Here is a 23,659-nt window from a genome sequence, read left to right as displayed (position 1 = left end):
TATCCACCCGCGCCCCGCGGCTCTCCCTGGTGTCCCCGGCGTTCGTGCCGGGCGACGAGCCGTACCTTTCGAGGAGTTGCGCATCGTGCAGTACCGACACCACCGGCAGCACCGACACCACCGGGCCGTGTCCACCACCCTCGCCGCCGCACTGGCCGCCCTCGTGCTGGCCGGCTGCGGCTCGCCCGCCGAGCGGCACGACGACGCGGCCCGGCCGGCGGCCCCGATCGACACCGCATCGGCGTCGACCGCGTCGGCGGCACCGACGTCGGCCGCGCCCGGGCTGCCCACCGGCACGAGCCCGAGCACCGGGGCCGTCCCGAGCACCGGCACGGCGCCCGCAACCCACAAGCCGACCGCGGCCGCCGGCGCGAGCCGCGCGGGGACGGACGCCAAGGCCCCGGCCGCCAAGAGCGCCCGACCCACCACGGCGTCGGCGGCGGACGGGCCGCCCGGGGCCAATCCCACCGTGCGCGACAACCGGCCCGCCTCCCGGTCGATCGCCGATGCCGAGGCGATGTCCCTGGAACTGCTCAACGCCGAACGCGCGAAGGTCGGCCTGCGCCCGCTCCGGGCGAGCGCCGACCTGAGCGACTTCGCCCGCAAGTGGGCCGAACACATGCGCCGTACCGGCTTCGCCCACTCCGGCCCCGAGGTCGACGTCCTGGTCACCGGCGCCCGGACCGGCGTGTCCGAGAACATCGTGTGGTGGGGCGACCCGGCCATGACCGCCCGGCAGGCGGCCGAGAAGTTCCAGGACATGTGGCGGCACAGTCCCGGCCACTACCGCAACCAGACCGACCCGACCCACACCGAGGCGGGCATCGGCATCTACCGCGACGACAGCGGCTGGTGGGGCGTGCACGAGTTCGCCAACGGCTGACCTCGGCGGCTCGCCGGCCCCGCCCGCACACCGGCGGCCCGGTCACCGGTGCGACCCGAACGATCACGGGCCGCAGCCCCGGGGCCGGGCCGCCCGGCCGACCCCACGCATCCGCCGGCGACAGCCCGAGCTCGCCCCGACGCACCTGCGACAGGGGGTGCGGGGCGCTGCGGGCCGACCCGAAGCCCAGGCGCAAAACGCACTAAACTATGAACATGGCCTCGTGCCGTCGGGTCCGGGGCCGTGCCCCTCGGGGGACGAGATCCCAGTCCGGGAGGACGTCATGCGCAAGGTCGCCGATTGCCGGGACATGCCCAGTGAGTCCGGGTGCACGCTCACCATCGCCGGAGCCGAGGACGAGGTCGTCCTGGCCGCAAGTCAACATGCCGTGGCGGTACACGGGCATACCGACTCGCCCGAACTCCGCGAGGAGATCCGCAAGTTCCTGAAGGACGAGGAACCCGGTCGCTGACCGCGGGTGCCCGCACTCCGCACCCGGGCCGGCCGTCCGAAGCAGCCGTTCGCCGACCGCGACGCCGCGCGGGACGTAGGCGGTCCGAAAGGGACCCACCAGGCCCGGGTGACGCCGAAGCCTGCTCCCGCACGCCGGCTCGTCCGCACGGGCGCCGATCGGCCCACCGGCGCGGTTTACCTTCGCCCGGTGCGGCCACAGTCCCCCCATGGCTCCACGACCCGCGTCCGCTCCCCCGCCCGCCCCCGACCCCGTGGCCGCACTGGAACGCATCGCGTTCCTGCTCGAACGCGACCAGGCGCCCACCTATCGGGTCAAGGCCTTCCGCACCGCGTCCGCCGTGGTGGCCGGGCTGGCTTCCGACGACCTGCGCCGCCGGGTCGAGCAGCACACGCTCGGCGACTTGAAGGGGATCGGGCCGAAGACGGCGGACGTCGTCGAGCAGGCGCACGCCGGCCGGGTACCCGGCTATCTGGCCGATCTGGAATCCCGCCCGTCGCCCGTGCCCACCGACGGCGCGGCACTGCTCGCCGCCCAGCGCGGCGACTGTCACATGCATTCCGACTGGTCCGACGGAGGCAGCCCGATCGACCTGATGGCCCGCACCGCGCGGGACCTGGGGCACGAGTGGGTCGTCCTCACCGACCACTCGCCGCGCTTGACCGTGGCCCGCGGACTGACCGCCGAGCGGCTCCGCGCGCAGTTGGACGTGGTGGCCGAACTCGCCGCCGAGTTGGCTCCGTTCCGGCTGTTGACCGGCATCGAGTGCGACATCCTCGACGACGGCTCACTGGACCAGGAGCCGGATCTCCTCGACCGCCTGGACGTCGTGGTCGCCTCGGTGCACTCCAAATTGCGGATGGAGGAGCCGGCCATGACCCGCCGACTGCTGGCCGCCGTGCGCAATCCGCGGGTGAACGTGCTGGGCCACTGCACCGGTCGACTGATCCGGGGCAAGCAGCGCCCGGAGTCCGTGTTCGACGCCGACGCGGTGTTCGCCGCGTGTGCCGAGTCGCACACCGCCGTGGAGATCAACTGCCGCCCGGAGCGCCGGGATCCACCGTCCCGGCTGCTCCGCCTGGCGCTCGCCGCGGGGGTGCACTTCACCATCGACACCGACGCGCACGCCCCCGGCCAACTCGACTGGCAGGGCTACGGCTGTGCCCGGGCCGAACAGTGCGACGTACCGGCCGACCGGGTGATCACCACGTGGCCCGTCGACCGACTGCTCGACTGGGCCGGCGCCGCTCGCTGATCCCTACTCGGTCGAGGCGTCCGTCTCGTCCCGGGCCGCGGCCCGGCGCCTGCCGATCACGGCGGCGGCCGCGGCGGCGCTGCCGGTGAACGCGAGGCCGACCACCCACGGGCGGTCGAGGACGTGGCAGGTCATGTGGTCCACCGAGAACCGCCCGGGACCCGCGAGGCCGAGCCCGGCCGCGACGAAGCCGAGGAACGCCGGGTATTCGAAGCCGCCCGACTGGGCGAAGAAGCCGGCCGGCGCGTGCACGGCCACCGCGCCCGCCATCGCGCCGGCCGCCGCCGCACCTGCCGCGGGGGTGGCCAGGCCGAGCGCGAGGAGCACCCCGCCGCCGGCCTCGCCGAGACCGGCCGCGATCGCGCTCTGCCGACCGGGCCGAAAGCCCATGTGCTCCATCGCCGAGCCGGTGCCGGCCACGCCGTGTCCGCCGAACCAGCCGAACAACTTCTGCGCGCCGTGCGCGAACAGCACGCCGCCGGTGCCGATCCGCAGGGCGAGCAGGCCCACGTCCTTGCGTACGGACGATCGGGTGCGTTTCGAGAGTGGATTGTGGATCGAAACCGGGCTGTGGAGCGACACGGGGGCGCGAAGCGACAGACACATGAGGGACTCTTTTCCTGGTTTTTCCTGGTGTTTCCTGGCGTTTCCTGGTGTTTCCTGGTGGCTTCTTCTGGTGGCTTCGTGTTTCCGGTTCAGTGCTCGCGGGCGCGGCTGGGTTGCACCCGGGGTGGTTCGCCGGGCATTTTCGGGTGGTCCGGCGGGTAGGGCAGGTCGCCCGCGCCGTGGTCGCGGGCCTGCCGCTCGGCCAGTTCGAACACCCGGCCCAGGTCGAAGGCGTGCGACGGCATGTCCGCGTGCACGTCGCCGAGCCGCGCGTAGCGCTCGGGCATGGTGGCGAGGTCGAAGTCGTCGGGGTGCGCGTCGTCCACCTCGTCCCAGGTCAGCGGCGCCGAGACGGTCGCACGGGCGGTGGGACGCGGCGAGTAGGCGGCGGCGATGGTGCGGTCCCGGGCCATCTGGTTGTAGTCGACGAAGATGCGTTCGCCGCGCTCCTCCTTCCACCAAGCGGTGGTCACCCGATCGGGCATGCGCGCCTCCAGCTCGCGGGCCAGCGCGATCACCGCGCGCCGCACCTCGGTGAACTCCCACTCGGGGCGGACCGGCACGTACAGGTGCAGGCCGCGTCCGCCGGAGGTCTTGGGCCAGGCGGTCAGGCCGTAGTCGGCCAGTACCTCGCGCATCGCGTGTGCGGCGCGGACCGCGTCGGCGAAGTCGGTGCCCGGCTGCGGGTCGAGGTCGATGCGCAGTTCGTCCGGGTGTTCGGTGGCGCTGCGCCGGACCGGCCAGGGGTGGAAGGTCAGGCAGCCCAGGTTGCCCGCCCAGACCAGTGCGGCCACACTGTCCGGGGCCATCTCGTCCGCGTGCCGGCCGCTGGGGAAGGTGATCCGGGCGGTGGGAATCCACTCCGGCAGGGACTTGGGCACTCGCTTCTGGAAGAACGACTCGCCGTCCACGCCGTCCGGGAAACGTTGCAGCGTGGTGGGTCGATCGCGCAGGCCGCGCAACATTCCTTCGCCGACCGCGATCAGATAGCGGACCACGTCACCCTTGGTGAAGCCGCGCGCGGGGTAGTAGACCTTGTCGACGTTGCTCACCCGGACGGACCTGCCGTCGACCTCGAATTCCTCGGCAGCGCTCATCCCTCAGGGTAGGCAGATTCGCCCGACTTCGTCCCGATGGCATACCGCCGTTCGGCCGCTGCGGAGGCGACCGGTACGGCGCCCGCGCACACTGAGGCGCATGCGCCTTCCCGTGATGCCCCCGGTCAAGCCGATGCTCGCCAAGGCGGCTGCGCGGATTCCCGCCGGCCTGCACTACGAGGCCAAATGGGACGGGTTCCGGGCCATCGTCTTCCGGGACGGCGACGAGGTGCTGATCGGCAGCCGTAACACCAAGCCGCTGGATCGTTACTTCCCGGATGTGGTGGACGCGGTGTTGCGGCTGCTCCCGCCGCGCTGCGTATTGGACGGCGAACTGGTCATCGCCCGCGACGGCCGGCTCGACTTCGATCGGCTCCAGGACCGGATCCATCCGGCGGCCTCGCGGGTGCGGCACCTGGCCGAGACCACCCCGGCGTCGTTCGTCGCGTTCGACCTGCTGGCCCTGGACGACGAGTCGTATCTGTCCCGCCCGCTGACCGAGCGCCGTGTCGCGCTGGAGCGGGCACTGGCCGAGGTGACGGCGCCCATCCACCTGGCGCCCGCCACGACCGATGTGGCACGGGCACAGGATTGGTTCGACCGGTTCGAGGGCGCCGGTCTGGACGGCATCGTGGCCAAGAACCCGGCCGGGCCGTATCTGCCGGACGAGCGGGCGATGGTCAAGGTCAAGCACGAACGCACCGCGGACTGCGTGGTCGCGGGCTACCGCGAGCACAAGTCGGGCCCGGTGGTGGGCTCGCTGCTGCTGGGCCTCTACGACGACCGGGGGCGGCTGCAACACGTGGGCGTCAGCGCGGCGTTCACCGCGGCCCGACGGGCCGAACTGGTCCGGGAGTTGGCGCCCTACCGGATGGCGGATCCGACCGGGCACCCGTGGGCGCACTGGGCCGAGGCCGAGGCGCACGAGGCCGACCGGCTGCCCGGCGCGGTCACCCGCTGGTCGGGCGGCCGGCTCTCGGACTGGGTGCCGCTGCGGCCGGAGTCGGTCTGCGAGGTGGCCTACGACCACGTCCAGGGCGACCGGTTCCGGCACACGACCCGGTTCCGTCGGTGGCGTACCGACAAGGATCCGGCCGAGTGCACCTACGAACAACTCGCCGAACCGGCCCGCTACGACCTGGCCGACGTGCTCGGCACCCGCTGAGCCGCAACGGGCCGCCCGCAGGCGCCGGATCCGGCGCCTGCGGGCGGTGTTGCTCAACTCCTGGCCAGGTCCACGAACAGCGCGCTGGACCAGCCGAATCCGGTCGTCGCGCGCCCGGCCCGGCCGCCGGTGAGCGGGTTCCAGTACTCGTACAGCCCGCCGCCCTCGGCCACCATCCGCACCGTGCGTTCGGTCAACTCGTCGGCCACGTCCGGGTATCCGGATCGACGCAGGCCCTCGATCAGCAGGTAGTTGACGTTGAGCCAGACCGGCCCGCGCCACATCGCGTCGGGATCGAAGGTCGGATCGTCGAACGCCACGGTGGGCACCGGGCGTTCGCCCCAGAAGCTGGGCGAGCGCAGGTCCTCGACCAGCCGGTCGGCGATCTCGCGCGGCAGACGTCCGGTGAGCAGCGGCAGCAGTTCCAGCGGTGTGCGCACCGAGACCACGCGGCCCGCCGACACGGTGGTGAAGCGTTTGCCGTCCCACCGCCGGGCCACCAGGAGTTCGGTGTGCGCGGCGGCCCGCTGCCGCCATGTCGCGGCGTCCTCGATCCGGCCCAGCGCCTCGGCGATGTCGCCCAGCACGTCGAACTGGAGCGCGAGGTAGGCGTTCAGGTCCGGCGGCTCGGCGCGCGGGCCGTAGTCCCAGACCGGGCTGTCGTCCAGCCCGCTGGAGTACGGGTGCAGGTATTCCGCCAGTCCGTCGCCGTCCGGGTCGGAGTGGGTCAGCCACCACTCCTGGGAGCGGGCGATCGGCTCGTAGACCTCGGCCAGGAAGGCGAGGTCGGGGGCGGCCCGATGGATCTTCCAGACCGCCCACGCGGTCAGCGGCGGCTTGGTCACCGGTACCACCTCGCCGGCCGCGGCCGTCCGTGCCGCTTCCTCGCCCAGCGCCTGGCCGACGTGCTCGGCCAGGCGGGCCCGGTCCGAGCGCGGCAGGTCGTCGGTCTCCGCCAACACGCCCTCGTCGTGCACGACATCGGGGATCAGCCCGTCGGGCCGCTGGTGCGCGAGCAGGATCCGGATCTGGTCCCGGGCCAGTTCGGGGTCGCCGTGCCGCAGGGCGATGGCGTGGAAGTAGGAGTCCCAGTTCCACACGCCGACGTAGCCGAACCGGGACGGGACCAGGCCCTCCCGACCGCCCGCGAAGCCGATCGGCAGCAGGTTCACCCCGAGCGTCCACCACGCCATGGCGGCCCGTTCGTACAGGTCCGCGCGGACGGTCGGCATCCGGTCGAACCAGGCGCTCCAGCGTGCCCGGGCCGCGGCGAGCACGGTCGGCCCGTCCGCCGGGGCGGCCTCGCCGATCAGGACCCGGCAGCCCTCGATCACGGCCTCGTGCGCGGTGCCGTCCGCGGCCGTCCACCGGGCCCGGGCACCGGCGCCGACCAGCACCAGGGTGTCCGGATCGGCGAAGGCCAGGTGTACGCCGCCCGCGAAGGAGATCCGGTCCGGGTGCGCGGCCCGGATCGGCAGCGGGTCGCCGCCGGCCGACTCGATCCGCAACCCGGTGAGCACGGTCGTGTCGGTGAGCCGGGTCTCGTACTCGGACCGGGCGACCCACAGGTCGCCGTCCTCCTGTGCCAGGACCAGCAGCCGCGAACCCCGGTCGGTGAACGGCCGTTCGCGCAGATCCAACGTCACCGCGTCGAGTGGGGCTCGGTCGTGCGCGGTCATTTCAGCGTCCTCCCATGCCGGATGCCGCCATGCTGCTGATGATCTTCCGCTGACCGATCACGAACGCGATCAGCATCGGCACCACGGAGATCGTCGAGGCGGCCAGGAGCATGCCGTAGTCCAGACCGCCGTGCTGGCCCTTGAACGAGGCGAGCAGCATCGGAACGGTGAATTTGTCCTCGGAGTTGAGGAAGATCAGCGGGTAGATGAAGCTGTTCCAGCTGCCCAGGAAGACGATGATGCCCAGCGCGGCCATGCCCGGCTTGATGTTGGGCAGCACGATCCGGGTGAAGATCGTCCAGCGGTTCGCGCCGTCCAGCCGGGCGGCCTCCTCCAGTTCGATCGGCACCGCCCGGATGAACTGCCGCATCATGAACACCGCGAACGGGTTGGCGATGGCGGGCAGGATCAGCGCCAGGTGGGTGTCGATCCAGCCGAGCTTCGACAACATCACGTACAGCGGCACCAGGGTGACCTGGGTGGGCACCATCTGGGTGAGCAGGAAGACCACGAACAGCGAGCGGGAGAACGGGAATTCGATCCGGGTGAAGGCGTAGGCCGCCATCGAGGCGGTGAGCAGGGTCGCCACGACCGTGATCACCGCGATGTAGAAACTGTTCCAGTAGGCGCGGCCGAAGGGCATCGCGTCGAAGGCGTCGGGGAAGTTGCTCGCGCGCCAGGGGTCCGGCAGCCAGGCCAGCGGATCCTGGATCATCTGCCCCTCGCTCTTGAACGCGGTGAGCAGCATCCACACGAACGGGAACGTCATCAGCAGCCCACCCACGATGAGCAGGGTGTGCAGTGCGACGGTGCCGAAACGTCGGCGGATGGCAGTGACCATCACGACCATCCTCTCTTACGACTCGTAGTGGACGAAGCGCTTCTGCATGCCGAACTGCGCCACGGTCACCACGATCGTCATCAGCGTCAGGAGCAGGGCGGCGGCGCTGCTGGCGCCGAATTCGAACTTCTTGAAGCCCAGGTCGTAGACCTGGTAGACGATCGTGCGGGCGCCCTCGTTGTGGTCCGGGTCGACCAGCACGTAGATCTGGTCGAATGCCTGGAACGAGCTGATCACCGCGACCACGAAGGAGAAGAAGATGGTCGGGGACAGCAGCGGCAGCGTGACGTGCCGGAAGATGCGCACCGGTCCCGCGCCGTCGATCCGGGCCACCTCGGTCAGGTGCGCCGGGATCGACTGGAGGCCGGCCAGGAAGATCACCACGTTCAGGCCCAGCGAGGACCAGATGGTCACCGCCGCGATCGCGACCATCACCCAGTCCGGGTCGTTGAGCCAGTCCGGCAGGGTGATGCCGAACCAGTCGTGCACGGTGTTGTTGAGCATCCCCAGGTCGCCACTGGCCAGCAACATCTGCCAGATCACCGCGACGGCCACCGAACTGGTCACCACCGGCAGGAAGTAGATCACCCGGTAGATGGTCTTGCCGCGCACGTTGTTCAGCGCCATCGCGATCAGCAGGGCCAGCGCCAGACCCACCGGCACCGTGATCAGGCCCAGGGTCAGCGTGTTCAGCACCGCGTCACGGAAGGTGGGATCGGACAGCTGGGTCTGGAAGTTGTCCAGGCCGACCCAGGACTTCTCGCCCAGGCCGTCCCACTTCATGAAGGCCAGCACGACCGCGAAGCCCAGCGGTCCCAGCGTGAAGGCGAGCAGAGCGGCCAGTTGCGGCCCGAGGAAGAGGGCGGCCCACCACCGTTCCCGGCGCCGCCGGCCCCGAAGGGACCGGCGGCTGTCGGGCGTTTCGGTGGCCGGGCGCCGTGCGTCGGTGGTGCGGCTGAGCGTGGACGTGGTCACGGCGGCCCCCGGTCAGTGCAGTTTGGCGGAGACGAGCGAGCCGAGGTCGTTCATCGCCTGGTCGAAGCCGATCTTGCCGGTCCACAACTTCATCAGCAGGTCGTTGATGCTCGCCGTCAGCTCCGGGACGCCGGCCTCCTCCGGGTAGTTGGCGAAGCCGCCGTCACGGGCGTCGACGAAGGTCTGCGCGTGTGCGGGGTAGCCCTCCATCACCACGCTGTCCGCGCCCTTGACCGAGGGGACCGCGTTGCCGCCGCCCTTCAGCCGCACGGTCTGGCCGTCCTTGGAGACGAACTCGGACAGGAACGTCCAGGCCGCCTGCGCGTTCTTGGCGTTCTTGTTCAGCGCCAGGAAGGAGGTGCCCACCGTCTGCGGCATCAGTTGGCCGGTCTGGGACGGGAACGGCACGATGTCGTAGTTGTCCTGCTGTCCCTTCTTCACGGTGTCGATCATCCAGCGGCCGCCCGCGGAGAAGCCCGCCTTGTGCTTGATGAACTGCACGTCCGAGCCGTTGCCCTCGGGCAGGTTGTCGGCGACCAGGAAGGTCCCGTTCTGGTAGCCGTCGGCCAGGGTCTTCAATGCCTCGCGCGACTTGGGGTCGGTGTTGCCGACGAACTTGCCGCCGTCGTAGACCTTGCCGCCGAAGCCGTTGATCATGCTGTAGGTCGAGCCGTACCAGTTGTAGAAGATCGAGCCGGCCTTGTCCGCGGCCTTGAGCTTGCGGTTCATCTCCAGGTAGGTGGCCATCGTCCACTTGCCCTGGGCGTTCAGCGCGGCCGGGTCCTCGGTGATGCCGGCGTCCCTGAGCGCCTGCTTGTCGTACCAGAGCACCTCGGGGTTGGCGTCGTTGGGTATGCCGTAGATCTGCCCGTCCTTCTTGGCGCCGCCGTACAGGCCGTCGAAGAAGTCCTCCGGCTTGGCCTTGCTGTCCGGGGCCGCCATCTTGTCGTTGAGCGGCGAGACCACCCCGGCGGAGACGAACTTCCCGATGAAGTCGTCACCGACGTAGAACACGTCGGGTGCGGTCTTGGAGGAGAGCTGGGTGAGCAGCTTGGAGTGGTAGTCGCTGTAGGAGGGGACCGCCTGGAGCTTCAGCTTGATGTCGGGGTGGCGCTTGCCGAAGTCCTTCTCGAAGTCCTTGAAGCGGGCGAGCTCTTCCGGGTTGCCCCAGGTCGACCAGGTGACGGTGGTCTTGCCGGAGCCGGAGCCGGAGCCGCTGCTCCCGCCGCAACCGGTGGTTGCGGCGAGTGCGGCACCGGCGGCCAGCACGGCGACGGTCTTCGCTGCGCGGGAAAATGACACGTTGTGCCTCCGGGGGGATGTGTGCGGGACGTACGCGTGCTGGGACCGGGCCCGGGCCCGTCGCCGATGGCGACGACGGGCACGGGGCCGGGATGACTAGGCGAGGCCGCCGCCGTCTACGACGAGGGCGGTGCCGGTGATGTAGCTGGCCGCGTCGGAGGCCAGGAACAACACCGCGCGGGCGATCTCGTCGGGCGTGCCGGACCGGCCCATCGGACGGTCCGCCGCGTCGGCTGCGAAGGCCGTCCAGTCCTCCGCCAACTGCCGGGCCTCCTCGCGCAACATCGGGGTGTCCGTGTCACCGGGGTTGACCGAGTTGACCCGGATGCCCGCCGCCGCGTGGTCGATCGCCAGGGCGCGGGTCATGTTGACCACGGCGGCCTTGGATGCGCAGTAGGAGATCGCGTTGCCGCCGCCCTTGAGGCCCCAGCCGGAACCGGTGTTGACGATGGAGCCGCCGTCGCTCATCGCGGGGACGGCGTGCTTGCACATCAGGAAGACCGAGCGCACGTTGACCGCCATCACCCGGTCCCACTCGTCGACCGTGGTGCCGATCGCGTCCGCGCGCCGGATGATGCCCGCGTTGTTGAAGAGCACGTGCAGACCGCCGAAGGTCTGCACCGCCGTGGACACCACGGACACGCAGTCCGCCTCGGCGGACACGTCCGCCTTGACCCCGACCGCCCGGGCGCCCTGCGCGGTGATCTCCTCCGCGGTGCGGGTCGCGGCCGCCGCGTCGATGTCGGCGATCACCACGTCCGCCCCCTCCGCGGCGAACATCAGCGCGGTGGCCCGGCCGATGCCCGAGCCGCCGCCGGTAACGATGGCGACCTTGCCGTGCAGGGATCCAGTCATCCCGTTCATCCAGAGCACTCCTCGCTCGCAGGAACAATTCGATAGGGGACGCTCTCGCGGTAGCCCGTGATCACTTTGACGAAACCGCTCAACCGCGCGTCCGTGGCCGGGTCCCCGGTGTCCGCCAACAGGGGCCGGCCGCCGAGCGCGGCCAGCTTGGTGCGGGTGGCGAGCACGGTCAGGCCGTGCACGCGGGCCAGCACCGACGGGCTGATCTGCTGGTTGCCGCGACCGAGCACGAAGCCCTGGCCGCCGATCACCGATACCACGGCGTCCGTCTCGTGCCCGTCCACCAGGTCGAGCAGCGCGCGCTCGCTCAGGTCGACCCCGATCGGCACGCCGTCGGCGACCACGTCCACGCCGAGCAGCGTGGACTCGGCGCCCAGCGCGCGGCCCACCGCGCGCGTGGTGGTGCCCGGGCCCAGGATGTAGCGCACGCCCGGGCGCATCCGGGCGACCACTTCGCGGGCGATGCCCTCGACGGTCTCCGGCGCGGCGCCCGAGGAGCCGGTCTTGCGGCCGGACAGCCGTACCCGGGCCGCGGGCACGGTCAGCGTGCCGTAGAGCCGGGGGCTGACCCGGCCCTCGCGGTAGGCCTGTTCGTCCAGGTCCACCACCTCGGCGTCGGCGGTGTCCCCGGCGAACTCGGCGGCGGCGTGGCCGGCCGCCGCCGGGCCGACCGCGAAGCAGCCGGAGTAGACCTTGACGCCCGCCGGAATGCCGAGCACCGGCGCGGTCGGCCCGGCGTCGAGCACGTCCCGCGCGGTGCCGTCGCCGCCCGCGAACAGCAGCAGGTCCACCGCCGCCAACGCCCGGACGCCCGCCCGGGTGTCGGCGGACGAGGACGGCTCCCCCGGTGCGCACGCCACCAGCTCGGGCACCGCGCCGGCGGCGCGCACGGAGTTCTCGCCCATCGCGCCGGGCACGGTGACCACGACGGCGTCCGGGCGGGCGGCCAGGAGCGCGCGTACGGCCACCGCCGCGCGCTCCCCGGCCCGGGCGGTCGCGCCGCGGGCGAGCGCCTCGCGCTGCACGTCGGCGCCGTCGCTGCCCTTGAGCCCGGCCGCACCGCCGAGGCCGGCCACCGGGTTGACGATCAGGCCGACTCTCATGAGAGGTGCTTGCGGACGTACGCCCGCCAGGTCATCGCCCACTGCTCCGGGTCGTCCAGGCAGGTCGGGTCGATCTTGTGCACGGTCTGGTTGTAGGGCGCGCCCTTGACGAACTCCGGTTCGCTGCGCGCCTCGTCCGCGACGTGCGCCAGGATCGCGGCGTACTCGTCCAGGTCCTCCTTGGAGTACGACTCGGTCGGCTCCAGGGTGAACGGCTCGGGCACCAGGTACGGGTGATGGCTGGTCCAGTAGTGCACCCCGAAGTCGGCCGCGCGCACGCCGATCTCCTCCGAGTGCACGCCGGTGTCCTCGTACAGGCCCTGCCACGAGTAGCGGACCTGCTCCAGCCGGCGCTTGTCCCAGTGGGCGGAAGCGCCCGGGATCTGCAACACCTTGTGCATCAGGTAGTTGTTGTTCAGCACCGCCGTCTCGGCCACCTGCCGCAGGCCCTCGGCCCCCAGCGCCATGATCCACGCGTAGGCGCGCACCACGTTCTGGGTGACCCCCAGGTAGGGCCGGATCTTGCCGATCGACTGCGGCCGGTCGGCGTCCAGGAAGTAGCGTTCGCCGTCGAACTCGACGGTCGGGCCGGGCAGGAAGGGCACCAGCTTCTCCGCGACGCCGCAGGCACCCGCGGCCGGACCGCCGGACGCGTGCGGTGTGGAAAAGGTCTTGTGCAGGTTGAAGTGGCACAGGTCGAAACCGGCGTCGGCGGCCCGGGTGATGCCCAGGATGCCGTTCGCGTTGGCCTGGTCGTAGCAGGCCAACCCGCCGACCTCGTGCACGAGTTCGACGAACTCGGCGATCCGGGGGTTGTAGATCCCGGTGTCCTCCGGGTTGGTGATCATCAGCGCGGCGGTACGCGGGCCCACGGCCGCGCGCAGCGCCTCGATGTCCGGGTAGCCGTCGGCGTCCGGCATCAAGGTGATCACCTCGTACCCGGCGGTCTTGGGGGAGGCCGCGTTCGTGGGGTGCGAGAACATCGTGGTGATCACCTGGTCGCGCTGCTCGCCCTCGCCCCGGGAGGCGTGGTAGGCGCGGATCATCGCGATGTTGGCGTAGATCGCCGCCGAACCGGAGCCCGGTTGCAGGCTGACCCGGTCCATACCGGAGATCTCCTTGAGCATCTGCTCCAGGTGCCAGTAGATCGCGAGCACGCCCTGCACACTGTCCTCGGGCTGTGCCGGGTGCAGTTCGGCGATCTTCGGGTCGCCGACGAGCCGGTCGTTGATCTTGGGGCTGTACTTCATCGTGCAGGTGCCCTGGCCGACGGCGATGCCGAGGTCGACGCCAACGGTCTCCTGGGACAGCCGCATGTAGTGCCGGAGCACGTGCAGTTGGGACATCTGCGGCAGTGCGGGCGGCGTCTCGCGCCGGATCCCGGCGGGCAGTTCGACGGCGGGTACGCCCGCCTCGGGCACCCCGATGCCGCGCCGGCCGGGGCTGGAGTGATCGAAGATGATCGGCTCGTCCCAGCGCGCCTGGTGGAACCGGCGCAGCGGCGGCTTGGCCTCGATCGGCAACTTCGCGAAGGATTCTCCGACGGCACCCATCAGCCCTGCACCTCTCGTACCGCTCGCACCAGCGTGTCGATGTCGTCCTTGGTGTGCCGCTCGGTCACACAGACCAGCAGTGTTGTGGCGTCCAGCGCGATGCCGGCGTAGATGCCGTGTGCGCGCAGCGCGGTGAGCAGCGCGTCGGTGTCGGCCACCTCGATCGCGAACTCGCGGAAGTGCACGGCGGCGGCGTGCCGCACCCGTACTCCGGGGATTGCGCCGAGTTCGTCCATCGCGTAGCGGGTCCGGGCCAGGATCGTCTCGCCCAGTTCGCGCATGCCCTCCGGGCCCATCAGCGCGAGGTAGACGCCGGCCGTGATGCCCCACAGCGAGGCGGCGGTGCCCACCCATTCCTTGCCCTCCTCGCGCAGTGCGAAGGAGGTGCGGTCGTAGAAGACGTCGCCGAAGCCGTATTCGCCCGGCACCGCGGTCGGCGCGATGCCGAACAGACGCGAGGGGAACTCGGCGACCAGGCGCGGTTCGTCGCGGGTGGCGATGTAACCGGCGTGACCGCCGCCGTAGTTCTGGTGCATGCCCAGCGACTGGATGTCGCCGCAGACGATGTCCGCGCCGAGCGTGGCGGGCGGGGCGAGTACGCCGAGCGAGATCGGGTCCGCGCTGACCACGAGCAACGCGCCTTCGGCGTGCGCGAGTTCGGCGATCTCTGCGGTCCGGGCCTCGACCACGCCGTAGAGGTTGGGGCTCTCCAGGTAGACCGCGGCGACGGTGTCGTCGACGGTGAAGGCGCCGGCCTCGCCGTTCTCGGCCACCGGGATCATCACGATCTCGATGTCGGGCGCGAGGAAGTCGTGCAGCTTGCTCAGTTTGTCCGCGCCGATCGCGGCGGTGACCAGCACCTTGGATCGGCCGGTGTAGCGCGCGGCCATCCGCAGCGCGGTGCCGGAGGCCTGGAAGCCGTCGTAGGTGGGGACGTTGACGACGTCCAGCTCCAGGAGTTCGCCCATCATGCTGACGTACTCGAAGAGCGCTTGGAAGCGGCCGTGGTCCTCGTACGGTTCGCCCGCGTAGGCGGTGAGGAACTCGCCGCGCGAGTTGATCTCGTCGCACACGGCGGGCACGTGGTGCGGGTAGCAGCCGCCGCCCAGGAAGCTGAGCACCTCGGTGGTGTCGGTGTTGCGACCGAGCAACCCGCGCATGTGCCGGACCAGTTCGGTTTCCGAGCTCATCGGCGCGGGCAGGTCGAGCGGCCGGTTCAGGCGCAGCGCGGCGGGGATGTCGGTGTAGAAGTCCTCGACGGACTCGACCCCGATCGCGGCCAGCATCTCGGCCCGGACGGCCGGCTCGGCATTGGGTATGTAGGGGTGGGTCACTTCTCTCCCTCGTGAGCGGTGCGCAGCACCACGGCGTCCCTGGGCCCGATCTCGATCGAGCCGTGCAGGTCGCGCCCGGTCAGCAGGTCCGTGCCGGGGGCGCGCAGGGTCAGTGCCGCGGTGGTCGTGCCGTGATTGAGCAGGAACAGGTAGTCGGCGTCGGGCCCGGTCCGCAGGCACGCCTCGACGGCGGGCGGTACGTCCGCGACCGGGCGCACGCCGGCGCGGGTCAGTACGTCGGTCAGGATCGGGGTGACGTCGTCGAGGGCGCAGCCCACGTAGGTGGCCCGGCCGAGCCGGGTGATCGCGGGTTGTCCGGCCAGGTCGCCGCCCTCGTAGTCGGCGATCGGCGTGGCGCCCTCGGGCCGAAGCCACTCGGCCCACCGGGTCGCGGTGCCCGGGGTGCCGTCGGCGTATCGCACGCTCTGGGCCACCCCGTCGGCCAGCGGCCAGAACTCGTCGACGCTCAGGCCGAGCAGGTCGCGCAGCGGACCGGGCGCGCCGCCGGGGTGTACCCGGTCGGCCGAGTCGACCACGCCGCTGAACGGGCCGACGATCAGTTCGCCGCCGAACGTCCGCAGGTTCTCGGCCTGTTCGTCGGTGCACAGGTAGAGGTTGGGGGCGATGACCACGCGGTACCCGGACAGGTCGCGGTCCGGCGGGGCCAGGTCCACGGTGATTCCGCGGGCGTGCAGCGGCGCGTACCAGGCGTTCAGGAGTCGCTTGAGCTCCAGCCGCTTGGACGGCATCGACTCGGGGGCCTCCAGGCCCCACCACGAGGACCAGTCCAGGAGCAGCGCGACGTCCGCGGCGGTGTGGGTGCCGGCGATCTCGGCGAGCTTTTGCAGGTCGCCGCCCAGGCGTAGCGTGTCCTGCCATCCGCGGGTTTGCACACCACCGTGCGGCAGGAGGGCGGAGTGGAACTTCTCCGGTCCGTACCGGGCCTGGCGCCATTGGAAGAACATCACCCCGTCGGCGCCGTGCGCGAGTGCCTGGAGGCTGTCCAGGCGCATCTTGCCGGGCGGCTTGGGCACGTTGACCTCACGCCAGCTCACCGCGCTCGGGGCCTGTTCCAGCAGCAGCCAGGGGCGCCGCTTGAGCGAGCGCATCAGGTCGTAGCTGACCGCGATGCCCACGTGCGAGGTGGGGTCGGCCGGGTCGGGGTAGGCGTCGTCGCTGACGATGTCCTCGGCGCCGGCCCACTTCCAGTAGTCCAGGCCGTGCAGGATGCTCATGAAGTTCGTGGTCACCGGGATGTCCGGGGTGACCTCGCGCAGCACGCTCTTCTCCGCCTCGAAGCACTCCAGGAGCGCGTCCGAGCAGAACCGTCGCCAGTCCAGCACCTGGGCCGGGTTGATCGGGCCCGGCGCCTTGCGCGGCGGGGCGATCTGCTCGAAGTCGGTGTAGTGCTGGCCCCAACAGGAGGTGCCCCAGGCGTCGTTGAGGCCGTCGATGTGCTCGTATCGCTCGCTCAGCCAACGCCGGAAGTGCCGGGCGGACTCGGCACAGAAGCACTCGAGCGTGTGGTCCGCGTACTCGTTGCCGATGTGCCACATCGCCAGGGCGGGGTGCTCGGCGTAACGCTCCGCCATCGCCCGGGCCAGCCGGACGGTGGCCGCGCGGAAGATCGGCGAGCTCGGACAGTAGCCCTGGCGGGAGCCGAATTCGAGCCGGGTCCCGTTCGCGTCGACCGGCAACGCCTCGGGGTGCTCGCGGATCAGCCACGGCGGCGGGGTCGCGGTCGCGGTGGCCAGGTCGGCGGCGATGCCGTGCTCGTGCAGCAGGTCGAGCACCCGGTCCAGCCAGCCGAAGTCGTACTCCCCGGGCCGGGGTTCCAGGCGTGACCAGGAGAAGACCGCGACGGTCGCCATGTTCACGCCGGCCTCGGCCATCAGCTTGGCGTCCTCGGCCCAGACCTCCTCCGGCCACTGTTCGGGGTTGTAGTCACCCCCGAACAGCAATCCCGGCACTCGCGTCAACCGCACGTCGACCTCCCGTTCATGTATTCTGTATTCATAATTCAAGGTGTGTGCGGTGCGTCATGTCAAGCACCAGTTATCGGCGCCGATCGACACAAGGAGTAACCGACACATGGCCATCCAGCGGCGACCTCTGCGGGAGCAGATCCGCGAGGAGTTGCTTCTGCGCCTCGACCGAGGCGACTTCGCGGCGGGCAAGGACATCAACGAGGTGGTGCTTGCCGCCGAGTTGGGCGTCAGTCGCACCCCCCTGCGCGAAGCCCTGATCACCCTGGCCGGCGAAGGCGTCCTGGAGAGCAATCAGGGGCGCGGCTTCCGGTTCGCGCCGGTCAGCAGCAAGGAGTTCCGCGAGCTGTGCGAGATCGTCGCGGGACTGGAATCGCTCGCCCTGGAGCTCTCGGACCCCGATGAACTACGGGAGATGGCACCGGAGTTGCTGCGGTTGGCCCGGGGCTTCCCGGATCCGGTGGCGGAGCAGTCGGAGATCGAGTGGCACGACGACGAGTGGCACGATCTGCTGCTCGGCAAGTGCCCGAACGAGCGGTTGCTCGATCTGGTGACCAGTGTGAAGGCGGGCATGCGCCGCTATACCCACCTGATCGCCGGCGAGGACACGCTGCTGGAGCGCGAGGCGGAGGAACACTGCCGGATCGCCGAGCACCTGCGCGCCGGTGACGTGCCCGCCGCCACCGCAGCGCTGCGCGACAACTGGATCAGCGGCATGGAACGCATGACCAGCCGCATCCCGGTGGCCCCGGAGTCGACCTGACCGACCCCGCCCCACCTCGGCGGGCCGCCTTCGTCCCCTGCGGACGAAGCCGACCCGCCGCGCGGCATGCGCCGAAGCGGCACTGCGGCCGTGGCTCGTTGCCGTTGCCCGGCTTCTTCGCGGTCGAGGCCGGACTGCGCCCGCTACGCCGAATCGAGGAGATCTCCGCGGCCGGCGCCGGCGGGGACCCGACCCCGGCGGGTGCCGGACACGGCCGCGCCGGGCGCCGGGATCGGCCGGCCCACCACCGCGCTCGACGGCATGCCGGCGGGCGCCGAAGCCGGTGCGCCCAAGCCTCGGCGCGGGATCGGCGGGCAGGCCGGGCCCTTGGACCCGCTATGCGAACGCAGCCGTCCAGTCCACCGCGATCCCGTGTACGTACGCTTCCGCCAGCGCGGCCAGGAAGCGGCCCATGCCGCCGTCCCCGTTGCGCAGGGTGGCCATCAAGACGGCCGAACGACCGAGCTCCTCGACGATGTCCTGCATGCCGACCGTGAGCACCGGCTGGGCGCTGCATTCGACGAAGATCGTGTGGCCGTCGGCGACCAGCGAACGCACGGCATCGTCGAACCGCACCGTCTGGCGCAGATTCCGGTACCAGTACTCCGCGTCCAGCTCGTCGGTGTCGATCCGCCGGCCGGTCACCGTCGAGTAGAACGGCACGTCGCCGCGCGCCGGTCGGATCCCGGCCGCCAGGTCGAGCAGCGTCTCGCGCAGGTCCTCCACGTGCGCCGAATGTGCGGCGAAGTCCACTCCCGGCACCCGCCAGCGCATCATCCGGGCCGCGGACAACGCGGCGCCGAACTCGGCCATCGCGCCCACGTCGCCCGATACGGTCATGGTGGCCGGGCCGTTCACCGCGGCCACCGCCAATACGCCGTCCCAGTCGGCCAGCATCGTGCGCACCCGGTCGTTGGGCGCCAGCACGGTCAGCATCTCGCCTCGGCCGCGGATGGCGGTCAGGGCCCGGCTGCGCAGCGCGACGATTCGCGCCGCGTCCTCCAGCGACAACGCGCCCGCGACGTGCGCGGCGACGATCTCGCCCTGCGAATGACCGACCGTCGCCTTCGGTTCGACGCCGAACCGGCCCCACAGCCGGGCCAGCGACAACATCATCGAGAACAGCACGGGCTGCACGACATCCACCCGGTCCAGCGGCGGAGTCCCCGGCGCTCCCCGCAGCACGTCCTCCAGGGACCAGTCCAGGTGCGGCGACAGCGCCTGTTCGCAGGCCCGAATCTCCCGGGCGAACGCGGGCGAGGTGTCCAACAGCTCGACCGCCATGCCGACCCACTGGGTGCCCTGGCCCGGGAAGACGAACACCGGCCGGCCGTCGGCCTGCTCCTGTCGGGTCGCCCGGCCGGAGATCAGGTTCGGCACGGCCCGCTCCTCGACGAGCGCCCGCAGCCCGACGACCAGCTCCGCCCGGTCGCGTCCCAGCACCACGGCCCGATACTCGAAGGCCGCGCCGGCCGCCACCAACGACCGGCCCACCTCGGTGACATCGTCGACGACGTCCAGCGCCGCGTCGGAGTCGAGCCGGGCCAGCAGCCGCGCGGCCTGACTGCGCAAACCCTTCTCGCTTCGCCCGGACAGCACCCACGGCACCGTGCCGGCTCCGGCGCCGACTCCGATCGGGATCTCCTGTGTGGCCGGCTTGTTCACGAGCGCTCCTCGTCGTCACCGATCGGCGGACTGCGAATGGCAGGATATCCGCAGGTCGCGTATTTCCGCCCACCGCGCGGTAATTCCGCCACAAAGGATGCGGTTACCGGGTGATTACCCGGCACTGTAGGAATCGTGTAAGGCTGCCGACACCCAGTCGCGTCTGCTTTCCAGTACGGAGGCCACTCGTTGTCGGGCTATCCGATATCGCAGGCAATTATTCCTGCGCACCCGCAGATCACGTCCACCCATTTTCCATCGAATCCGCCGCGTCCCGCTCGGGAAAGCGCAGAACCGGCTCGTGACCTCCGACCCCCGACATTCACATGGTGACCAGCGAAACAGGCCCGAGCCGCGTGGGCCGTGCCCACGCGCCCACCCACCCGGAACCCGCACGATTGCCGTCGCTGACGGGACTGCGATTCCTGGCGGCCATGCTGGTCTTCGCCACGCACATCCTGTGGTACACCCGGCTCGTCCCGGGGGATGCGGGCACGGAACTCAGGAAGACGTTCGCCCTCTCCGGTTCCTATGGGGTCGGCTTCTTCTTCATCCTGAGCGGCTTCGTCCTGACCTGGACCGCGCGTTCGGACGACACGGCCGGTTCCTTCTGGCGCCGCCGCCTGGTGAAGATCGGCCCGATGCACCTGGTCACCTTCGGCCTGGCCGCCCTTCTCGTGCTGGAGACGGACCGGCCCACCCGGATGGTCGACTGGCTCGCGTCGGCGACCATGCAGCAGTCGTGGTTCCCGGACATCGGGACCGTCTCGGCGGTCAACGGGGTGAGTTGGTCGCTGTGCTGCGAGTTCTTCTTCTACCTGCTCTTTCCGGCCCTGCTGCCGGGGCTGCGCCGGATCCGCGAGGAGTGGCTGTGGCCGGCGGTCGCGGCGGTACTCGCGCTGATCGTGGGCGTGTTCCTGGTCGGCACGTTCGTGGTGAACGATCAGCCGCGCCTCGCCGCCTTCGCCGTGTCCGGCGAAGTGTCGTTCGACCAGGTGTGGTTCGTCTACTTCTTCCCGCCGGCCCGCGCGCTCGAATTCGTCCTGGGCATTCTCCTGGCCAGGATCGTCGCGGCGGGTCGATGGCCGCGCATCGGCCTGGCGCCCGCCTTCGGCCTGGCCGTCTTCGGATACGTGCTCACCCGGTACGAGCCGTACCTGGCCGGCACGGCGGGCGTGGCGACCGTGTGGACCGCACCCCTGATCGCCGCCGCCGCGGTCGCCGACCGGCAGGGCGGCGCCTCGGTGTTCCGCGGACCGACGATGGTCTTCCTGGGTGAGATCTCCTTCGCGTTCTACATGGTGCACTGGCTCGTCATCGTCGAGGCCGCCGACCTGATCGGCCCCACCCGCACGTTCTCGACGGGCACCGGCGTGCTCTTGATCCTCGCCGTGCTCGGGGTCGCACTGGTGTGCTCCGCACTCCTGTACCGGTACGTGGAGACGCCGCTGGTACGGCGCTTCGGACGACACCGGCCGAAGGCGGAGCGGGCCGGCCTCCCGGTCGCGCCGGCGCCCGTGCGGGCCGAAGGCGACCGCGTACCGAACTGACGAACGGCGCATCCCTCCGGCCGCCCGGCAGGGGCCGGCGCCGCACACCACGATCTCCCACGCGTCCTGCGCGGCCCGAACCCGCGCAGGGCGCGTGCGGCTCTGCGCGCACGCCGACCCGAGACGGGCATACCGCCGCAAACACCGGCCGGTTCGAGCACGCGCAGGACGGTGTTCGCGGCGCGGAACACCAGGACATGCCGATCCCGTAGGCCGGTCACGGCCGCCCATCGCGCGGTAATTTCGCCGCGGGTATGCGGTTACCGGTCGATTACCCACCGTGGATGGAACCGTGTAAGGCTGCCGACGACCAGTCGCGCCCGCTTTCCGGTACGGAGGCTACTCGTTGTCGGCCTATCCGATATCGCAGGCTGCTATTCCTGCGCAACGACAGATCACATCCACCTATTCGCTGCTGCATCTGCTGCGCCCCACCGACGACTCCGTTCTCCATCTTCCGGCGACGAACGCGCAGTTGGTCGAGGAGGTCGTCGTCCGTGTCGGTCCGGGTGCAACCGGTTGGGCAATCGAGCACAGCCGTCTGCTGCTGGCCGAGTTGGCCGGGGAGCCGTTCGCCCGCTTCGACCGAAGATCGTGTAGCGAAACGCGGCTGGTCGAGGCGATAGCACTCTGGGTCGTATTGCGGCTCAGCGGCGTGCGTGCCATCACCGGGCTGATTTCCACGGAACTCACGAATGCCATTCGGGAACGCATCGCCGACAACACCACGGTCGACCTGCTGCTTCGTTGTGTCCGGGCCACCCACGCGCGTTTCACGCGCGAGTTGTTCGCATTGTGCGAGGCGCAGATCCCGGCGCAGGACCAGCCGGCCATGATGCGGTCCATTTCCGCCGACCTGTTCGAGGGAATGGAGAGCCTCTCCGCCGCGGTGACCGAGAAGTTCGCCGCCGAACGCAACCGCTGGTTCGCCGGATCCGTGGGGGAACGCTTCGAACTGGTGTCGGCGATCCTGAAGGGCAAGCCGGTCGACACGCGAAAGGCGCTGCGCCGGTTGCAGTACGACCTGACGCTGCACCACGTCGCGCTGGTCCTGTGGCAGGACGAGATCACCCCGGACAGCCGGCGCGAACTGGAGACCACGGCGCTGCGCCTGCTGGACCAGGTCGGCTGCTCCTCGATGTTGCTGCTCCCCGCGGGCCCGGGTCGGCTGTGGGCGTGGGGCGGCCGGGCCACCGATCACCCGGGCGAGCTGGGGCGATCGCCCAAGCCGGTGGATCTGCCCGCGCACGTCCACGTCGCGTCCGGGTTGCCGGGCGACGGGGTGGCCGGCTTCCAGCGCTCCCACGAGCAGGCGGTCACCGCGGAGCGGGTCGGCCGGATCACCGAGCCGGGCCCGTCCAGGCTCTGCGACTACGGCGACCTGGAGCTGGTGATCCTGCTCGGCAACGACGCCGAGGCGACCGCCGATTTCGTCCGCCGTGAACTCGGCCCGCTCGCCGCCGACAACCGGACCATGGCCGCGTTGCGCGAGACCGTGCGGTGTCTGCTGGACAACGAGCGGGGCGTGGCCGTCACGGCCAAACACCTGCACATCGCGAAGAACACCGTGGTCTACCGGGTCAAGAAGGCGGAGCAACTGCTCGGCCGGTCCCTGCGCGAGGACCACCTTCGCCTGCACCTCGCGCTGTACCTGGCCGGACGGCTCGGCTCGTCGGTGCTGGCCAAGCAGGGTCCCGCCACGGGACTGGAGAACTCGATTCGGGCGGTGTCCTCATGAGCGACAGGCAGCTGAACAAGGACGAGAAGCTCCTCGACTACCTCAAGTGGGTCACCGCCGACCTGCACAAGGCCCGGGCGCGAGTCGACGAGTTGGAGTCGAGCCGGTCCGAGCCCATCGCCATCCTGGGCATGGGCTGCCGCTACCCCGGCGACGTGTCGACGCCCGAGGAGTTGTGGCGCGTGGCCGCCGACGGCGTCGACGCGATCACCGAGTTCCCGGACGACCGCGACTGGGACGTGGCGGGCATGTACGACCCGGACCCCGATGCGATGGGCAAGTTCTACGCGCGGGAGGGCGGGTTCCTCAGCGACGTCAAGGGATTCGACTCGGCGTTCTTCGGGATCTCGCCGCGCGAGGCGCTGGCGATGGACCCGCAGCAGCGCCTGCTGCTGGAGACCACGTGGGAGGCCATCGAGCGGGCCCGGATGGACCCGCGCTCGCTGCGCGGCAGCGATACCGGGGTGTTCGTCGGCGTGATGTACACCGGCTACGCCTCCACCGTCGACGCCTCCTCGACGGGTATCGAGGGCTACGCGATGACCGGGATGTTGACCAGCGTCGCCTCCGGCCGGATCTCCTATGTCCTGGGCCTGGAGGGGCCGACGGTCAGCATGGACACGGCCTGCTCGTCGTCCCTGGTGTCGATCCACCACGCCGTGACGGCCCTGCGCAACGACGAGTGCTCGCTGGCACTTGCCGGCGGGGCGATGGTGATTCCGGTGCCGGACGGCTTCGTGGAGTTCTCCCGGCAGCGCGGGTTGGCTCCGGATGGGCGGTGCAAGGCGTTCGCGGCGGCGGCGGACGGTACCGGTTTCTCCGAGGGGGT

20 protein-coding genes are annotated in these 23,659 nt (G+C 70.8%); 8 read left to right on the top strand and 12 right to left on the bottom strand.

Features of this window, described 5'->3' with window-relative positions:
• Nucleotides 1-85 precede the first annotated feature (85 nt).
• From ACFZBU_RS37890 to ACFZBU_RS37880, 3 genes are all read left to right on the top strand, one after another.
• Nucleotides 86-883 (top strand): CAP domain-containing protein, encoded by a 798-nt coding sequence (locus ACFZBU_RS37890; RefSeq protein WP_391588299.1) that lies wholly within the window; start codon nucleotides 86-88, stop codon nucleotides 881-883.
• A 283-nt stretch (nucleotides 884-1,166) separates the two neighbouring features.
• Complete coding sequence (locus tag ACFZBU_RS37885; RefSeq protein ID WP_391588298.1) at nucleotides 1,167-1,355, top strand: DUF1059 domain-containing protein; 189 nt, start codon at nucleotides 1,167-1,169, stop codon at nucleotides 1,353-1,355.
• A gap of 208 nt (nucleotides 1,356-1,563) precedes the next feature.
• On the top strand, nucleotides 1,564-2,610 hold the full coding sequence (locus tag ACFZBU_RS37880; RefSeq protein WP_391588297.1) for a PHP domain-containing protein: 1,047 nt from the start codon (nucleotides 1,564-1,566) through the stop codon (nucleotides 2,608-2,610).
• A gap of 3 nt (nucleotides 2,611-2,613) precedes the next feature.
• Here ACFZBU_RS37880 and ACFZBU_RS37875 read toward each other — a convergent pair whose 3' ends face one another.
• A complete protein-coding gene (locus ACFZBU_RS37875; protein WP_391588296.1) occupies nucleotides 2,614-3,216 on the bottom strand; it encodes a DoxX family protein in 603 nt (200 codons plus the stop codon).
• An 89-nt stretch (nucleotides 3,217-3,305) separates the two neighbouring features.
• Nucleotides 3,306-4,313, bottom strand: coding sequence for a non-homologous end-joining DNA ligase (ligD, locus tag ACFZBU_RS37870; RefSeq protein ID WP_391588295.1), 1,008 nt, complete (start codon nucleotides 4,311-4,313; stop codon nucleotides 3,306-3,308).
• A 100-nt stretch (nucleotides 4,314-4,413) separates the two neighbouring features.
• On the opposite strand from ligD, the gene ACFZBU_RS37865 reads away from it, so the two are divergent.
• Entirely contained in the window at nucleotides 4,414-5,478 is a 1,065-nt protein-coding gene (locus ACFZBU_RS37865) for an ATP-dependent DNA ligase (protein WP_391588294.1), read from the top strand.
• A 53-nt stretch (nucleotides 5,479-5,531) separates the two neighbouring features.
• Here the strand turns inward: ACFZBU_RS37865 and ACFZBU_RS37860 are convergent, their stop codons facing one another.
• The 9 genes from ACFZBU_RS37860 to ACFZBU_RS37820 form a co-directional block, all read right to left on the bottom strand.
• A complete protein-coding gene (locus ACFZBU_RS37860) occupies nucleotides 5,532-7,157 on the bottom strand; it encodes an amylo-alpha-1,6-glucosidase (RefSeq protein ID WP_391588293.1) in 1,626 nt (541 codons plus the stop codon).
• A gap of 1 nt (nucleotide 7,158) precedes the next feature.
• A complete protein-coding gene (locus ACFZBU_RS37855; RefSeq protein ID WP_391588292.1) occupies nucleotides 7,159-7,998 on the bottom strand; it encodes a carbohydrate ABC transporter permease in 840 nt (279 codons plus the stop codon).
• Nucleotides 7,999-8,013: 15 nt separating this feature from the next.
• A complete protein-coding gene (locus ACFZBU_RS37850; protein ID WP_391588291.1) occupies nucleotides 8,014-8,973 on the bottom strand; it encodes a carbohydrate ABC transporter permease in 960 nt (319 codons plus the stop codon).
• Between the two features lie 12 nt (nucleotides 8,974-8,985).
• The gene (locus ACFZBU_RS37845; RefSeq protein WP_391588290.1) at nucleotides 8,986-10,275 is read right to left on the bottom strand and encodes an ABC transporter substrate-binding protein; all 1,290 of its coding nucleotides are present in this window, start codon (nucleotides 10,273-10,275) and stop codon (nucleotides 8,986-8,988) included.
• A 96-nt stretch (nucleotides 10,276-10,371) separates the two neighbouring features.
• Nucleotides 10,372-11,139 (bottom strand): SDR family NAD(P)-dependent oxidoreductase, encoded by a 768-nt coding sequence (locus ACFZBU_RS37840; protein WP_391588289.1) that lies wholly within the window; start codon nucleotides 11,137-11,139, stop codon nucleotides 10,372-10,374.
• A complete protein-coding gene (locus ACFZBU_RS37835) occupies nucleotides 11,136-12,242 on the bottom strand; it encodes an ATP-NAD kinase family protein (protein ID WP_391588288.1) in 1,107 nt (368 codons plus the stop codon). The genes ACFZBU_RS37840 and ACFZBU_RS37835 overlap by 4 nt, the downstream gene beginning before the upstream one ends.
• Nucleotides 12,239-13,795, bottom strand: coding sequence for an aminomethyl-transferring glycine dehydrogenase subunit GcvPB (gene gcvPB / locus ACFZBU_RS37830; protein ID WP_391588287.1), 1,557 nt, complete (start codon nucleotides 13,793-13,795; stop codon nucleotides 12,239-12,241). The genes ACFZBU_RS37835 and gcvPB overlap by 4 nt, the downstream gene beginning before the upstream one ends.
• Nucleotides 13,795-15,129 carry an aminomethyl-transferring glycine dehydrogenase subunit GcvPA gene (gene gcvPA / locus ACFZBU_RS37825; RefSeq protein ID WP_391588286.1) on the bottom strand — a complete coding sequence of 445 codons (1,335 nt, stop codon included), beginning with the start codon at nucleotides 15,127-15,129 and terminating at the stop codon, nucleotides 13,795-13,797. Before gcvPA ends, gcvPB begins: the two co-directional genes overlap by 1 nt.
• Nucleotides 15,126-17,114, bottom strand: a complete 1,989-nt coding sequence (locus ACFZBU_RS37820; RefSeq protein WP_391588285.1) for a beta-galactosidase — start codon at nucleotides 17,112-17,114, stop codon at nucleotides 15,126-15,128. Before ACFZBU_RS37820 ends, gcvPA begins: the two co-directional genes overlap by 4 nt.
• A 106-nt stretch (nucleotides 17,115-17,220) precedes the next feature.
• Between ACFZBU_RS37820 and ACFZBU_RS37815 the strand changes: the two genes are divergently transcribed.
• Nucleotides 17,221-17,877, top strand: coding sequence for a GntR family transcriptional regulator (locus ACFZBU_RS37815; protein WP_391588284.1), 657 nt, complete (start codon nucleotides 17,221-17,223; stop codon nucleotides 17,875-17,877).
• 336 nt (nucleotides 17,878-18,213) lie between these two features.
• Here the strand turns inward: ACFZBU_RS37815 and ACFZBU_RS37810 are convergent, their stop codons facing one another.
• Nucleotides 18,214-19,542, bottom strand: a complete 1,329-nt coding sequence (locus tag ACFZBU_RS37810) for an acyltransferase domain-containing protein (RefSeq protein WP_391588283.1) — start codon at nucleotides 19,540-19,542, stop codon at nucleotides 18,214-18,216.
• A gap of 329 nt (nucleotides 19,543-19,871) precedes the next feature.
• On the opposite strand from ACFZBU_RS37810, the gene ACFZBU_RS37805 reads away from it, so the two are divergent.
• The 3 genes from ACFZBU_RS37805 to ACFZBU_RS37795 form a co-directional block, all read left to right on the top strand.
• Complete coding sequence (locus ACFZBU_RS37805; protein ID WP_391588282.1) at nucleotides 19,872-21,092, top strand: acyltransferase family protein; 1,221 nt, start codon at nucleotides 19,872-19,874, stop codon at nucleotides 21,090-21,092.
• 346 nt (nucleotides 21,093-21,438) lie between these two features.
• Nucleotides 21,439-22,830, top strand: coding sequence for a PucR family transcriptional regulator (locus ACFZBU_RS37800; RefSeq protein WP_391588281.1), 1,392 nt, complete (start codon nucleotides 21,439-21,441; stop codon nucleotides 22,828-22,830).
• A partial coding sequence (locus ACFZBU_RS37795; RefSeq protein ID WP_391588280.1) for a beta-ketoacyl synthase N-terminal-like domain-containing protein occupies nucleotides 22,827-23,659 on the top strand: 833 nt, incomplete at its 3' end. The genes ACFZBU_RS37800 and ACFZBU_RS37795, both read left to right, overlap by 4 nt.

The organism is Embleya sp. NPDC008237, from assembly GCF_042956465.1.
Lineage (GTDB): Bacteria > Actinomycetota > Actinomycetes > Streptomycetales > Streptomycetaceae > Embleya.
This window is presented reverse-complemented; position numbering and strand designations above follow the sequence as displayed.

Coding starts and splice junctions, on each gene's coding strand:
- ACFZBU_RS37885 (WP_391588298.1), top strand. CDS start 1,167: ATGCGCAAGGTCGCCGATTGCCGGGACATGCCCAGTGAGTCCGGGTGC.
- ACFZBU_RS37880 (WP_391588297.1), top strand. CDS start 1,564: ATGGCTCCACGACCCGCGTCCGCTCCCCCGCCCGCCCCCGACCCCGTG.
- ACFZBU_RS37875 (WP_391588296.1), bottom strand. CDS start 3,216: ATGTGTCTGTCGCTTCGCGCCCCCGTGTCGCTCCACAGCCCGGTTTCG.
- ligD (WP_391588295.1), bottom strand. CDS start 4,313: ATGAGCGCTGCCGAGGAATTCGAGGTCGACGGCAGGTCCGTCCGGGTG.
- ACFZBU_RS37865 (WP_391588294.1), top strand. CDS start 4,414: ATGCGCCTTCCCGTGATGCCCCCGGTCAAGCCGATGCTCGCCAAGGCG.
- ACFZBU_RS37860 (WP_391588293.1), bottom strand. CDS start 7,157: ATGACCGCGCACGACCGAGCCCCACTCGACGCGGTGACGTTGGATCTG.
- ACFZBU_RS37855 (WP_391588292.1), bottom strand. CDS start 7,998: ATGGTCACTGCCATCCGCCGACGTTTCGGCACCGTCGCACTGCACACC.
- ACFZBU_RS37840 (WP_391588289.1), bottom strand. CDS start 11,139: ATGAACGGGATGACTGGATCCCTGCACGGCAAGGTCGCCATCGTTACC.
- ACFZBU_RS37835 (WP_391588288.1), bottom strand. CDS start 12,242: ATGAGAGTCGGCCTGATCGTCAACCCGGTGGCCGGCCTCGGCGGTGCG.
- gcvPB (WP_391588287.1), bottom strand. CDS start 13,795: ATGGGTGCCGTCGGAGAATCCTTCGCGAAGTTGCCGATCGAGGCCAAG.
- ACFZBU_RS37815 (WP_391588284.1), top strand. CDS start 17,221: ATGGCCATCCAGCGGCGACCTCTGCGGGAGCAGATCCGCGAGGAGTTG.